14 protein-coding genes are annotated in these 13,311 nt (G+C 72.3%); 4 read left to right on the top strand and 10 right to left on the bottom strand.

All coding sequences use genetic code 11. The features are described from left to right. Nucleotides 1-4: 4 nt before the first annotated feature. From QI633_RS08540 to QI633_RS08530, 3 genes are read right to left on the bottom strand one after another with little or no spacing between them, the layout of a single operon-like run. Entirely contained in the window at nt 5-1,186 is a 1,182-nt protein-coding gene (locus QI633_RS08540; protein WP_141799560.1) for an acyl-CoA dehydrogenase family protein, read from the bottom strand. Then, nucleotides 1,186-2,922, bottom strand: coding sequence for an FAD-binding protein (locus tag QI633_RS08535; protein ID WP_282428680.1), 1,737 nt, complete (start codon nt 2,920-2,922; stop codon nt 1,186-1,188). Before QI633_RS08535 ends, QI633_RS08540 begins: the two co-directional genes overlap by 1 nt. Beyond that, nucleotides 2,919-3,797 (bottom strand): alpha/beta fold hydrolase, encoded by an 879-nt coding sequence (locus QI633_RS08530; RefSeq protein ID WP_141799562.1) that lies wholly within the window; start codon nt 3,795-3,797, stop codon nt 2,919-2,921. The genes QI633_RS08535 and QI633_RS08530 overlap by 4 nt, the downstream gene beginning before the upstream one ends. 150 nt (nt 3,798-3,947) lie before the next feature. On the opposite strand from QI633_RS08530, the gene QI633_RS08525 reads away from it, so the two are divergent. Further along, complete coding sequence (locus QI633_RS08525) at nt 3,948-4,484, top strand: flavin reductase family protein (RefSeq protein ID WP_222117875.1); 537 nt, start codon at nt 3,948-3,950, stop codon at nt 4,482-4,484. 111 nt (nt 4,485-4,595) lie between these two features. Here QI633_RS08525 and QI633_RS08520 read toward each other — a convergent pair whose 3' ends face one another. Beyond that, on the bottom strand, nt 4,596-5,510 hold the full coding sequence (locus QI633_RS08520; protein WP_282428679.1) for an IclR family transcriptional regulator: 915 nt from the start codon (nt 5,508-5,510) through the stop codon (nt 4,596-4,598). Nucleotides 5,511-5,703: 193 nt separating this feature from the next. Between QI633_RS08520 and QI633_RS08515 the strand changes: the two genes are divergently transcribed. Both QI633_RS08515 and QI633_RS08510 read left to right on the top strand, forming a co-directional pair. Beyond that, nucleotides 5,704-6,561 (top strand): LLM class F420-dependent oxidoreductase, encoded by an 858-nt coding sequence (locus QI633_RS08515; protein ID WP_282428678.1) that lies wholly within the window; start codon nt 5,704-5,706, stop codon nt 6,559-6,561. Next, entirely contained in the window at nt 6,558-7,052 is a 495-nt protein-coding gene (locus QI633_RS08510) for a nuclear transport factor 2 family protein (protein ID WP_141799564.1), read from the top strand. Before QI633_RS08515 ends, QI633_RS08510 begins: the two co-directional genes overlap by 4 nt. Here the strand turns inward: QI633_RS08510 and QI633_RS08505 are convergent. The 6 genes from QI633_RS08505 to QI633_RS08480 form a co-directional block, all read right to left on the bottom strand. After that, nucleotides 7,031-7,771: an EI24 domain-containing protein gene (locus tag QI633_RS08505; RefSeq protein WP_282428677.1), complete on the bottom strand. Its 741-nt coding sequence runs from the start codon at nt 7,769-7,771 to the stop codon at nt 7,031-7,033. The genes QI633_RS08510 and QI633_RS08505 overlap by 22 nt on opposite strands. Before the next feature lie 13 nt (nt 7,772-7,784). Beyond that, the gene (locus QI633_RS08500) at nt 7,785-8,753 is read right to left on the bottom strand and encodes a tetratricopeptide repeat protein (RefSeq protein ID WP_141799566.1); all 969 of its coding nucleotides are present in this window, start codon (nt 8,751-8,753) and stop codon (nt 7,785-7,787) included. Between the two features lie 133 nt (nt 8,754-8,886). After that, nucleotides 8,887-9,429: a PH domain-containing protein gene (locus QI633_RS08495; protein WP_282428676.1), complete on the bottom strand. Its 543-nt coding sequence runs from the start codon at nt 9,427-9,429 to the stop codon at nt 8,887-8,889. A gap of 15 nt (nt 9,430-9,444) precedes the next feature. Beyond that, the gene (locus tag QI633_RS08490; protein WP_160158290.1) at nt 9,445-9,615 is read right to left on the bottom strand and encodes a hypothetical protein; all 171 of its coding nucleotides are present in this window, start codon (nt 9,613-9,615) and stop codon (nt 9,445-9,447) included. A 99-nt stretch (nt 9,616-9,714) separates the two neighbouring features. Continuing rightward, nucleotides 9,715-11,175 (bottom strand): M1 family metallopeptidase, encoded by a 1,461-nt coding sequence (locus QI633_RS08485; RefSeq protein ID WP_282428675.1) that lies wholly within the window; start codon nt 11,173-11,175, stop codon nt 9,715-9,717. A gap of 9 nt (nt 11,176-11,184) precedes the next feature. Further along, complete coding sequence (locus QI633_RS08480; RefSeq protein WP_282428674.1) at nt 11,185-12,075, bottom strand: SDR family NAD(P)-dependent oxidoreductase; 891 nt, start codon at nt 12,073-12,075, stop codon at nt 11,185-11,187. 217 nt (nt 12,076-12,292) lie between these two features. Between QI633_RS08480 and QI633_RS08475 the strand changes: the two genes are divergently transcribed. Next, nucleotides 12,293-13,162, top strand: a complete 870-nt coding sequence (locus QI633_RS08475; RefSeq protein WP_282428673.1) for an RIO1 family regulatory kinase/ATPase — start codon at nt 12,293-12,295, stop codon at nt 13,160-13,162. The last annotated feature ends 149 nt before the right edge of the window (nt 13,163-13,311 follow it).

Here is a 13,311-nt window from a genome sequence, read left to right as displayed (position 1 = left end):
GGGATCAGATCATCGAGAGCATCGGTCCGGGCGGCGGCGTCACGTCCATCGCGGTCAGCGACTGCACGTGGAACACCGAGCCGGGCACGTGGATGGCGTGCGCGAGGCCCATGTGCCCGTCGCGCCAGAACCGCTGGATCGGGTTGTCCATCCGCATCCCGTTGCCACCCGAGCGGGCGACGACCTCGTCCATGGCCCGGACCGCGCGCCACGCCGCGGACACCTGGGTACGACGCGACTCGGCGCGCTCGGCGAAGGACACCTCCTCGCCCCGCACCGCCTTGTCGTGGAAGCGGCGGGCGTTGTCGAGCATGCTCACCCGAGAGGCCTGGATCTCCGCCGCGGCCTGGCTGATCGCGAAGAGGACGTAGGGATCGTCCTTCACCTTGGTACCGGTGATCTGGACGCGCGTGCGCTGGTAGGCCAGGTGCGCCGCGAGCGCGCCCTCGGCGATGCCGATGACGGCGGAGGTGATGCCGAGCGGGAAGGCCGTGGTGAACGGGATGTGGTACGTCGGGTTGGTCAGTCCGGCCTCACGCGGCTGGCTGCCGTCGGTGAACCGGGAGAACTCGACGACGCGGTAGTCGGGGATGAAGGCGTCCTTGACGATGATGTCCTTGGAGCCGGTGCCGCGCAGGCCGACGACGTCCCAGGAGTCCTCGACGATCGTGTAGTCCGAGCGCGGCAGGATCACGTGGTGCACCCGCGGCGGCATGATCGCCTCGCCGTTCTCGTCGCCGAGGTAGGCGCCGAGGAAGATCCAGTCGCAGTGGTCGGTGCCCGACGAGAACTGCCAGCGGCCGTTGAAGACGTAGCCGCCGTCGACGGGGCGGATGACACCCATCGGTGCGTATGGCGACGCGATCCAGGTGTCGTGGTCCTCGCCCCACACCTCCTCCTGCACGCGCGGGTCGCACATCGCCATCTCCCACGGGTGCACGCCGACGATGCCGGCGACCCAGCCGGTGGAGCCGTCCAGGCTCGCCAGCCGCATCACGGCCTCGGCGAAGTCGGCAGGATGCGCCTCGGCGCCGCCGTACTTCGCCGGCTGCAGCATCCGGATCACTCCGGTCTCGCGCAGCAGCTCGGCCGCGCGGTCGTCGAGCCGGCCCAGCTTCTCGTTGCTGGGGCCCAGCGCGGCGATCTCCTCGGCGCGGGCCTCGATCCTCTCGAGCACCTCACTCATCACGAACTCACTTCCTCAGCGTGGGTCTGCACGGTGGCACCCGGCGCGGCTGCGGCGGGCGGGGTCTTCCGGTCATCGGAAAGACCGGCGGCGTGGCGCGCGGCCAGGTAGCCGAAGACGATCGAAGGGCCGATGGTGGCGCCCGGGCCGGCGTAGTCGTTGCCCATCACCGACGCGGCGCAGTTGCCGGTCGCGTAGAGCCCGGCCACGACCGAGCCGTCCTCGCGCAGCACCTGCGCGCGGTCGTTGGTGACCAGGCCGCCCTTGGTGCCGAGGTCGCCGAGCTCGATGCGTACGGCGTAGTACGGCGCCCGGTCGATGACGTCCAGGTTGGGGTTGGCCAGCGTCGGGTCGCCGTAGTAGCGGTCGTGGGCGCTCTCGCCGCGGCCGAACTCCTCGTCCTTCCCGGCGCGGACGAAGCCGTTGAACCGCTCGACTGTGGCCGAGAGCGTGTCCGTCGGCACGCCGATCGCGGCCGCCAGCTCGGCCACGGTGTCGGCGCGGTGCACGATCCCCTGGTCGTAGAACCCTTGCGGGAAGGGAGCTCCCGGCAGGATCTGCGCGAACGGGTAGCGCGAGCGGGCCCGCGAGTCCATCACCAGCCAGGCCCTCTCGTTGCCGCTGGCGAGCTGGTCGTGGACGAAGTTGACGTACGGCGAGGCCTCGTTCGTGAACCTCCTGCCGTCGACGCCGACGATCACCTGGCCCGGAATCGCTCGCTCGGAGACGAGCGGGATGGTCGCGCCGGCAGGGTGCGTGACCGAGGGCATCCACCAGGCGTCGTCCATCAGGTCGACCGCGCCGCCGACCGCCTGCCCGGCGGTGATGGCGTCGCCGGTGTTCTCGACGGCACCGAGGCTGTGGTCGGGGCGGGCACCGGCGGGGAGGTAGCGCTCGCGCATCGCCGGGTTGTGGTCGAAGCCGCCGGCCGCGAGCAGGACGCCCTTCCTGCCGTGGATCCGGACCTCCGCGCCGCCGCGGGTCGCGACGATGCCCGTGACGCGGTCCCCCGTCGGTCCCGGCTCGACGACCAGCGAGGTCATCGAGGTCTCCAGCCACAGCGGGATGCCGGCGTCCTTGAGCGCCATCCGCATCCGCGCGACCAGCGCGCGGCCCCCGGTCGCCATGTGGCGGCGGCGTACGGCGTTCGAACCGACCCGCCAGGCCGCGCGCAGCGAGGCGCGGCGGCCCTGCCAGGTCCGCTTGACCATGGCCAGGTCGTGGTAGTCCTTCGCGGTCACCCAGAGCCCGAGCGGCCCCGTCATGTTGTTGGGGCGCTGGTAGGCCTCGTCCTCCCCCAGCTTGCGGGTGTCGAACGGCTTGGCCTCGATCGAACGGCCCGCGGGCCGGCCGCCGGACAGCTCGGGGTGGTAGTCGGCGTACCCCTTGGTCCAGGCGAACCTCACCCACTTCGACCGCTCGAGGAGGGCCATCGCGGCCGGGCCATGGTCGACGTACGCCGCCAGCCGGGTCGCGGGGACGGTGCCACCGGTGATGGTGGTGAGGTACTCCAGCACCGACGTGCGGGAGTCGTCGTGGCCGGCCCTGCGCAGGGTCGGGTTGTTGGGCACCCAGATGCCGCCGCCGGAGATGCCGGTGCTGCCGCCGAACTTCGCGCCCTTCTCGATCACGACGACGGACAGGCCGGCGTCGACGGCTGCCAGCGCGGCGGTCATGCCGCCACCGCCGCTGCCGACGACGACGAGGTCGAACTCGTCGGTCCAGGTCGCGCTCATGCGGCGTGCTCCTCGTCCGGCTCGGTGAGGAAGGCGAGCACGGTCCGCTCCCAGGCGCGCTTCTGCTCGATCATCGCCCAGTGGCCGCAGTTGGCGAACACGTGCACCTCGACGTCGGGGATGGTCCGCATCGGGATGAGCATCATGTCGAGCGGGCTGACCCGGTCGTCGCGGCCCCAGGTGAGCAGGGTGCGGGCCCTGATCTGGTCGAACTGCGCCCAGCCGGGCGTCGCCTGTGCCGAGCTGCCGGCGCCGGCGAAGGCGGCGGTGATCGCGGCCCGGCCGTACATCCGGCGCGCGACCTCGAGGGTGTCCGGCTCGGTGGCCAGCGCCCAGCGCTGCTCGATCAGCTCCTCGGTGACCATGGACTGGTCGAAGACCATCGAGCGCAGCCAGGACACCAGGTTCTCGCGGGTCGGGTTCTCGACGAACTCGACGAGCAGGTTGATCCCCTCGCCCGGGGCGGGGCTGAAGATGTTGCGACCGACGCCGCCGACGGTGACCAGTCGTCGTACCCGGTCGGGCTGGCTGATCGCGAGCCTGGTCGCGACCCCGCCGCCCATCGAGTTGCCGATGACGTCGACCCGGTCGAGGCCGAGGCCGTCGAGGAAGCGCTGCACGGCGGGCAGCGCGGCCATCATCGGGTGCTGGTCGGTGGTGTCGCTGACGCCGAAGCCCGGCAGCTCCAGCACCAGGCACCGGAAGTGCGGCGCGAAGGCCGGGAGGTTGTCGCCGAAGTTGCGCCACCCGGTGACGCCCGGGCCCGACCCGTGCAGCATGAGCAGCGGCGGGCCGTCGCCGGCCTCGTGGTAGCGCAGCACGCCGGCGTCCGTGGCCAGCTCGCGTCGCGTGGAATCGTGGGTCAGGTCGGTCACGCTCCGCACGCTAGGTGGCCGTGCGCGAACGGGCTCGCGTGCTTTCCGGTGACTGGAAAACCCAGTCCCGACGGGCGATTCCGCGCTGTCGTGCGTCACTCAGCGGGATGTCTCCGAACACGTCGCGGGGCCGTCGTTAGCGTCGTCGGCATGAGCACCGCTATCGAGCCGTCCCCGCTGGAGATGCGGGCTGCGATGGGCAACTTCGCGACCGGCGTCACGATCGTGACCGGCCTGGACGACGGCGAGCCGGTCGGCTTCGCCTGCCAGTCCTTCGCCTCGGTGTCGCTCGACCCGCCGCTCGTCCTGTTCTGCGCCGACCACAGCGGCCGCGCCTGGCCGCGGATCCGGCGCTCGGGGCAGTTCACCGTGAACGTCCTCGGCGAGGACCAGGCCGACCTGTGCCAGCGGTTCGGCTCGAGCCGCGGGCGCAAGTTCGAGGACCTCGCCTGGGAGCAATCCCCCGAGGGCACCCCGAGCCTGTCCGGCACCCTGATGCGGGTGCACGCGAAGGTCGAGGACGTGCACGTCGCCGGTGACCACGACGTCGTCATCGGCCGGGTCACCCGGCTCGAGACGCCGCACCGCGCCACCCCGATGCTGTTCTTCCGCGGCAGGTTCGGCGTCGAGGACCAGCACGAGCAGATCGCTCCGGACCTGTGGGGCTGGGGCGACCACTGGGGCTGACCCGGCTCGAAGTAGCTCCTCAAGCCCGCCGACCCGGCAGAAAGTGTCTCGCCGCACGAGACACTTTCTGCCGGGTCGGCGGGATTTGGGAGCCCTTTCGAGCCGGGTCGGCTAGGACCAGGCGCCGGAGGCTGCGTCGGCGACGAGCCGCTCCATGGTCGCGGCCGACCACGTGGGCTGGGCGGGCGCGGGCGTGGCGGCGCGCGAGGGGCGGACGGGCGCCGGAGCGGGCTCGGGCTGCGGGAACAGGTCGGCGGCGGTCTGCCGGGCGGCGCGCAGCACGAGGGGTGCGACCCGCTCGACAGGCGCGCGCAGGTCGCCGACGAGGGAGACCGCGCCGACCGCGCCCTCGGGGCTGCGGATGGCGGCGGCGACGCAGGCGATGTCGGGGTGTGCCTCGCCGCGCTCGTACGCGACGCCGTGGCGACCGCGGATCCGGTGCAGCTCCTGGTGGAGCAGGACGAGGTCGGTGATGGTGGACCGGGTCAGCCGGGCCGGGCGGGCCTCGACGATCTCGTCGACGCGCTCGGCCGGCAGCCAGGCGAGGATCGCCTTGCCGAGCGCGGTCGCGTGGGCCGCGGCGTGGCCGCCGACCCGCGACGGCACGCGTACGGCGAACCGGCCGCCGATCTTGTCGAGGTAGCGCACGTCGGGCCCGTCGAGCACGGCGAGGTGGGCGACCAGGCCGGTGCGGACCTGCAGCTCGTGGAGGTACGGCGCCGCCGCCTCGCGCAGCTCGGTGTCGGCCCGGCCGCCACCGCCCAGGCCGAGTGAGCGCGGCCCGAGGGAGAAGCCGAACGAGGTGTGGGCCAGCCACTCCAGGCGGACCAGCTGGTCGAGGATCCGGTGGGCGGTCGAGCGCGGGAGGTGCGTGGCCCGCGAGACCTGCTCGAGGGTGAGCCGCGCGGCCGGCGACTCGAACGCGTCCAGGATCAGCGACATCCGCTCGACCATGGACGGCGGCAGGTCGCGACCCGCAGCAGTGGTGGCACCCTCGGTGACCGACTCGACGACCTGAGCGCTCATGACTGCTCCCCTCGATCAAAACTGAAATACATTCTAGTTTCTGCTGGTCCGAAGGTAGCAAGAGGAGACGGACACCACAAGACCCTCCCGGCCGGCGCGTCGTCCACGCCGCGCCCCACTCACCGGGAGTGGGCGACCCGGTGCCGCGGGAGCAACTGCTTGACTCCGGCCGTCCCCACCGGAAGGAAGCACCGTGCAGCTCGGCATCGTCAGCCCGATCGTGACCGCCAATCCCGGCGCCCACGCGCCTTGGGAGGAGAAGGCCGGCATCGCCGAGCTGGTGCGGGTCGCGCAGGCCGCCGACCGGCTCGGCTTCCACCACCTGACCTGCAGCGAGCACGTCGCCGTACCCACCGAGGCCGCCGACCAGCGCGGCGGCACCTACTGGGACCCGCTGGCGACCTTCGGCCACCTCGCCGCCGTCACCGAGCGGGTGCGGCTGATGACCCAGGTGCTGGTCATCGGCTACCACCACCCGCTGGCGATCGCGAAGCGGTACGGCACCCTCGACCTGGTCAGCGGCGGCCGGCTGATGCTCGGCATCGGTGTCGGCTCGCTCGAGGAGGAGTTCGCCCTCCTCGGCGCCCCGTTCGCGGGCCGCGGGGAGCGCGCCGACGACGCACTGCGCGCACTGCGCGCGAGCCTGGGGCGGCGCGAGCCGTCGTACCACGGCAGTCACTACGACTTCGACGGTCTCGTCGTCGAGCCGCATGCCGTCCAGGATCGGGTCCCGCTCCTCATCGGCGGGCGCACGGCGCGCAGCCTGCGCCGCGCGGTCGAGCTCGGCGACGGCTGGGTGCCCTTCGGCCTCGGCCTCGACGAGCTGCGCACCCTGCTGGCCGCACGCGACCTCCCCGCCGGCTTCGAGGTGATCCTGTCCCCCGGCCGGATGGTCGACCCGATCGGCGACCCCAGCGGTACGACGACCCGCCTGGCCCGCGTCCGCGCCGCCGGCGCCACCCTGGTCACCACGGCGGTCGAGGCCACGTCCGCCGACCACTACTGCGACCAGCTCGAGGCGCTGGCCGTCCTCGCGAAGGAGATCTCATGACCGACGACCGCCTGGCAGCGCTCGAGCGCCGGCTCCAGCGCCTGGAGGACGAGCGCGAGATCGTGCAGCTCCTCACGACCTACGGACCGCTGGTCGACTCCGGCTGCGCGGACGAGGTCGCCGCGATCTGGACCGAGGACGGCGTCTACGACAACGACGTCATCGTGATGACCGGCCGCGACGAGATCCGCGCGATGGTGCGCTCGGCGTCCCACCAGGGCTTCATCGCCGGCGGCTGCGCACACTTCAACGGACCGGTCTCGGTGCAGGTCGACGGCGACACGGCGATCGCGGTCACGCACTCGCTGATGGTGCTGCACGAAGACGGCGCGTTCCGGGTCAACCGCGCGACCGCCAACCACTGGCAGCTGCGGCGCACCGACGAGGGCTGGCGCGCGACCGTGCGCACCGGCCGACTCCTGGACGGAGCCGAGCTGGCGCACGGCCTGCTGCGCACGGGCGCCCTGGGTCAGCTGCCGCCGACCGGCTGACCCGCCAGCGCCTCGCGGGCGAGGTACGTCGCGCCGGCCACCGCCGCGGGCATCACCAGGATGCCGCCGAACGGCACCAGGAAGCAGGCCTGCACGCAGACCCCGAAGCCGAGCATCGCCCCGCGATGGTCGCGCATCAGCGCCGCGCGGGCGGCGCGGTCCATGCCGCGCGCCTCGAGCGGGCGCGAGACGAGCTCGCCGGCGAGCAGCCGGCCGGCGACGACCAGGCCGAGCACGGCGCCGACGACGGTGCCGATGACGGGCAGCAGCCCGATCAGGAAGACCACGATCGCGGTGCCGATGCCGAGCGCCACGAGGACGAGTCCGTCGATCGCACCGCGGATCCAGCCGACCCCCCGGTCCGGCACGTCGCCGCCGAGCGAGAGCTCGACCTCCTTCCAGATCTTCTCGTAGAAGGGGTCACCGACCGCGAGCGTGAGCCCGGTGAAGGTGACGATCGCCAGCATCACGGCGCCGACCAGCACCACCAGGTAGAGCGCACCGCGGAACACTCCGCGCACCGCGTCGCCCCAGTCGTCGGCGAACGGCGTCGCCCAGGCGACCACGTCGTCGGCGTACAACACGAGCACGACGAGCAGCGTGAACACCAGCGCCGCCACGATCAGCGCCGGCACGATGCCGAGCAGCATCAGCGAGGGGCGCTCCCGCCACAGCCGGAGCCCACGCAGGAGGTACCCGGCGCCGCGCCCGAAGCCCATGCCAGGAACCCGGTCAGAACAGGGCGGAGGCCAGCGCCTGGCGGCCCTTGAGCACCCGCGGGTCGTCGTTGCCGACCGCCCCGAAGAGCCCGACGAGGTGCTCGCGGGCCAGGTCGCGCTCCTTGCCCGACGTACGACGAACCAGCTCGACGAGCCGCGCGAAGGCGTCCTCGACATGGCCACCGAGCATGTCCATGTCCGCGACCATGGTCTGCGCGTCGACGTCGTCGGGGTTGGCGGCGGCCGCGGCGCGAGCCGCGTTGAGGTCGACGCCCTGGGTGCGCTGCAGCACCTTGGCCATCGCCAGTCCGGCCGCGGCCTCGTGGTCGGCCGGGTTGGCGTCGACGAGCTTCTGGTACTCCGCCACGGCGGCGTCGATGTCGCCCGCCTCGAGCGCGTCCTGCGCCGGCACGTAGCGCGGGTCGATCGCGGGCTCCTCACCCTCGGCGACCTCGCCACCGGCCGCGCCGAAGGCATTGGGCTGGTGGCGCCCGGAGATGCCCTGCGCGGTGAGCTGCTGGGCGAGCTGGTTGAACAGGGCGCGGATGTCGTCGATCGGCGCGGCCCCGGGGATCGGCTGCGTCGCCGGGCGCCCGTCGAGCAGCACCAGCATCAGCGGGACCTGCGGGACCTGCATCGCCTGCGCGATCTGCGGCACCACGTCCACGTCGATCGTCGCCGCGAGGAACCGGCCGTCGTACTCGTCGGCCACGGTCGCCACGTCGAGCGCGAGCTGCGCGCTCTCCGGAGACTGCGACGGCGAGGAGAAGACCAGCACCACCGGCGCGGTCATCGACGCCTCGAGCACCGCCTGGAAGTTGGTCTCGTCCACGGCGACGGAGTACGCCGACGTCGAGCCTCCGGCGCCGCCTCCACCCGTGGGCGCGCCTGCGGCACCGCCGGCACCGGCACCGGCCGGCGGGGTGCGCTTCAGCGCGGACAGGTCGATCGCACCGGGACGGGAGAACGGCTGCTGCGTCATGGACGCAATCCTACGGACGGCGTTGCGGGGCGAGTGAGCGTGGTCCGTGTGTGCCGCACCCCCTACGAATTGGTCGCCTTCCGGGCCGATCCGCGACCAAACCGTAGGGGGTGCCCGCGCTCAGCCGGTTGGGTCAGTTCGGGACGCGGGGTCCCCGCAGTCCCGCCCGCTGGACCACGCGCTGGATGGCGAGGTCGCGGTCGTCGGGGCGGCCGACGTACCGGATGTCGCGCAGGCCCTGCTCCTGGGCCGCCGACTCGAAGCAGAAGTGGCCGAAGCCGAGCAGCCGTCCGTGCAGCGGCTTCTGCACCGAGATGTCGAGGATCCGGCTCAGCGGCATGGTGGCCAGGCTCTGCGAGAGCACGCCGTGGACCCGGAAGACGCGCATGTTGGTGATCACGAACCGGTCGCGGACCACGCCGAGCGCCACCCAGCCGGCGCGGACCAGCAGTACCGCCGCGACCACGATGAGGACCCAGGCGACGTGGACGTTCACGAACCAGCTGCCGACCAGCAGCACCAGCGCCACCCCGGTCTCCAGGGCGGGGCGGACGTAGGCGAACCAGTGGTGGGTCACCTCGTCGACGACGACCTCGCCCTCCTCACGCAGCAGGTGCTTGCCGATCCTCGGGTCACCCAACCGGCGGACGACGCCGGAGACGAAGGTCAGGGCCATCGGTCGTGCCGCGGGTCAGTCCATCGCGCCGACGAAGTCGATGACCCCGTTGAACGCCTGGGTCGTCAGGTCCCACCCGCCGCTGGCCGCGGACTTCGAGGTGTCCGCGAGGCCGGAGGGGTCGGTGAACATCCAGAACCCGAGGAACACGATCACCACGAGCGCGATCAGCTTCTTGGTGTCCATGTGCGGGCTTCTCCATCCGTGTGCAGGTGCGCCCCCGAGGGCACAGATCCCCACATTGGTACCAAAAGCACCACGGGTCCCACGGGAGGCGCGCGGAGGTCAGCCGCAGGAGACCCCGGCCAGCCCGTTCTCCTCGCTCGCCTGCGGCACCGTGCCGCTGCGCAGCCAGTTGTGGAAGAAGCCGTCCAGGTCGGTGTCGCCCGAGACGCTCTCGGCGAGCGCCTGGAACTGCTCGACCGTGGCGTTCCCGTCGTGGTGGGCGGCGACCCACTCCTTGAGCAGGGCATCGAACTTCGGCGCCGTGATCCGGTTGCGGAGCGCCGCCAGCACCATCGCACCGCGGTCGTAGACAGCCTCGTCGAAGATGTGGTCCGCACCGGGGTTGGCGATGTCGAGGCGCCAGAAGTCGGAGTTCGGGCTGGTGCAGTTGCGGTCGTACATCTTGTCGAGGTACGCCGGCACCGACGGCCCGCCGGTCGCGGCGGCGTACGCGGCCTCCATGTAGGTCGCGAAGCCCTCGTTGAGCCAGATGTCGCGCCAGCGCTGCACGGCGACGCTGTCGCCGAACCACTGGTGGGCCAGCTCGTGGACGATGACGCCCGGGTAGATCCAGCTGCCGTACGTCGGCCGCGACTGGTTCTCCAGCGCGAAGCCGACGTCGAGGCCGGTGACCAGGCCGCCGGTGGTGGCGAACGGGTAGGGGCCGAGCTGGGTCTGCAGCCAGTCGGTGATCGCGCCGGTGCGGCCCAGGACGCCCCGGACGTAGGAGCGCAGCTTCGGCTCGAGGCCGCGCGAGACCGCGTTGTAGTAGGGGATGCCGGCGGCGGTCGTGCCCTGGTCGACGACATAGCGACCGGCGGCGAAGAAGGCGAGGTAGGTCGCCATCGGGTCGCTCATCCGCCAGTGCGTGGTGGCCTTGCCGTGCTTGACCGTGCGGCCGACCCGCACGCCGTTGCCGACGACCTTCTTGCCCTTGGGCACGGTGACCCGGACGTCGAAGGTCGCCTTGTCGCTGGGGTGGTCGTTGGACGGGAACCACCACGGCGCCATGTGCGGCTGGTTCATCGCGACCACCTCGTTGCGGCTGGCGAGCCAGTTGCGTTCGCCGGCGTAGCGGTAGGAACCGGGCTTGCCGGCGTACCGCACGACGACGCGGAAGGTCGCTCCCGCGGCGATCGGCGCCGACGGCTTGACCCGCAGCTCGTGCTTGCCCACCTTGCGGAAGCGGGCCTTGCGTCCGTCGACCTTCACCGCCGTGGTCGGCAGCAGCAGGTCGAGGGAGAAGCTGCGCAGGTCGGCGGTCGCGGTCATCGTGATCGCGGTGCGACCGCGCAGCCGGCCCGTCCCGAAGTCGTAGCGCACCCGGACGTCGTAGTGCTGGGCGTCGGTGCCGCCGTTGCCGTCGAGCGGCCAGTACGGGTCGGTGCCCTGCGCGGATCCGTTGCCGTAGTCGCTCGCCTCGACGCCGGGGAGGGCGGAGGCAGGCGCCGAGCCGGCCAGGCCTGGCAGGCAGAGGACGAGGGCGAGCAGGAGTCCCAGCGGGGCAGCGAGTCGGCGCACGCGGTCAATCTACGCCAGCCGGCCCGCCAGTCGGCCCGCCAGCCGGGGTGCCGAGATCACGGTGCCGAGCAGGGCGTTCACCTCGGCGTCGTCGGGGTCGGAGGCCGCGAGCCAGGCGATCACCCGGCCGGACGCGTCGATGCTGGAGCCGGCGACGGCCCTGGCCTCGATCTCCTCGGTGCCGCCGCGGGCGCGCCCGGACGCGGTGACGACGAAGCCCGGCTCCAGGTTGAAGGCGCGGATCCCGGCCTCGCGGAACTCCGCGTTCACCGCACCGGCGATCCGGCCGAACGCCGCCTTCGCGGCGGCGTAGGCCAGACCCCACCCGCCTTCCCCCGGCGGGGCCGGCGGGTCGAGGGTGGCCGATCCCGAGCACATGTTGGCGATGACGCCGCCGCCCGCGTCGACCATCGCCGGCAGCAGGGCCTGGACGAGCGCCACCTGGTGCACGAGGTTCGCGTCCAGGCTCTCGCGGAGGGCGCCGAGGTCCAGCTCCAGGAAGCGGGCGTGCGGCACGTGGTGCACGGCGTTGCTGACCAGCACGTGCGGCGCACCCCAGGTCTCGAGGAGCTGGCCGGCGACCCTCGCCGGCGCCGCGGCGTCGGTGAGGTCCATCCGCAGCGGCAATGCCCGCACTCCCCTGGCCTCGATCTGCGCCGCGGTCGTGGCGAGGCTCCCGGCGACCTGATGGCTCACGCCGACCTCACGAGACGTCCGGGCCGCGACCGTGCCCTCGCCCTCGTGTGCGGTGCGGGCGGTGAAGGCGACGTCGTACCCGACCTCGGCCAGGGCCAGGGCCGTGGCCCGTCCGATGCCCCGGCTGGCACCGGTGACCAGCGCCGTCTCGCGTCCCGTCTCGCGTCCCGTCCCGCGTCCCGTCCCGCGTCCCGTCGTGGCCATGGCCGCACCGTAGGCGCGATCGGCCCGCGCCACCCCGGTCGTTCCCTGTCACCGGGAGTGCGGCAGCGGTAAATCGGTTGCGCACCGGCCCGAGGGACCGGCAGGGTGGGGCCGTTCGTCCGCGCTGCCCGCGGACCCTGTCGAGAGGAGCGTGACATGTCGATCGTTGTCGTCGGCCTGCCCTCAGTCCGCACCCTCTCGACCCCGAGGAATCACCTTGTTCCAGGAGAACCCCTCCACCCCTGATGTCACCGACATCGACCCGCGCTTCGTCTTCGACTTCGAGGCGTACGACGACCTGGGCCCCGGCCAGCGCTGGTCCACCTGGCTCGACGTCGAGCCGCTGTCCCGCGGTCCCGAGCCGCGTCCCGACTGGATCGTCACGTCCCAGGGCGCGGTCGACACCGACCTCGGCATCCTGAAGACCGGCAAGGAGGCCGACGTCTTCCTGCTCGAGCGCTCCGACCCGCACGACCCGGCGCAGAGCGTCGTGATGGCGGCCAAGCGGTATCGCTCGACCGACCACCGCACCTTCCACCGCTCGGCGGCCTACACCGAGGGCCGCAGCATGAAGCGTTCGCGCGACGAGCGGGCGATCAAGCGCAAGAGCACGTTCGGCCGCGAGGTCGCCGCAGGCGAGTGGGCGATCTCGGAGTGGTCGGCACTCAACCGCTGCTGGTCGCTCGGGCTGCCGGTCCCCTACCCGGTGCAGATCGACGGCACCGAGATCCTGATGGAGTGGATCCGGGTGGAGGGACCCGACGGCACCGACAGCGCTCCGCGGCTGGCGCAGACCCGGCCGGAGCCGGCGCTGCTGGCGTCGTACTTCGACCAGCTGCGCGGGGCCATGACGACGCTCGTGCAGTCGGGCCTGGTGCACGGCGACCTGTCGCCGTACAACATCCTGGCGGCCGGTGAGCGGCTCGTGATCATCGACCTGCCCCAGCTGGTCGACCTGGTCGGCAACGTCCAGGGCTTCGACTTCCTGCTGCGCGACTGCACCAACGTGTGCACGTGGTTCCAGCGCCGTGGGCTCGACGTCGACCCGCAGGACCTGTTCGGTGAGCTGATGGCGCAGGCGTTCTAGGTCGTGTCTCCCAAGTCAGCGCCGTCGCGAGCGGCGTTTCCGGCCGATCTGGCAAGGCGGCGGAGCGACGGCGTGCCGGATGGCACGTCGAGCGACGCCAACGCAGCCAGATCGAGTCGGAAACGCCGCGTAGCAGGCGGGGACTTGGG

The organism is Nocardioides sp. QY071, from assembly GCF_029961765.1.
Classification (GTDB): domain Bacteria; phylum Actinomycetota; class Actinomycetes; order Propionibacteriales; family Nocardioidaceae; genus Nocardioides.
The sequence above is the reverse complement of the archived record's forward strand: the minus strand, read 5'-3'. Positions and strand labels throughout refer to the sequence as shown.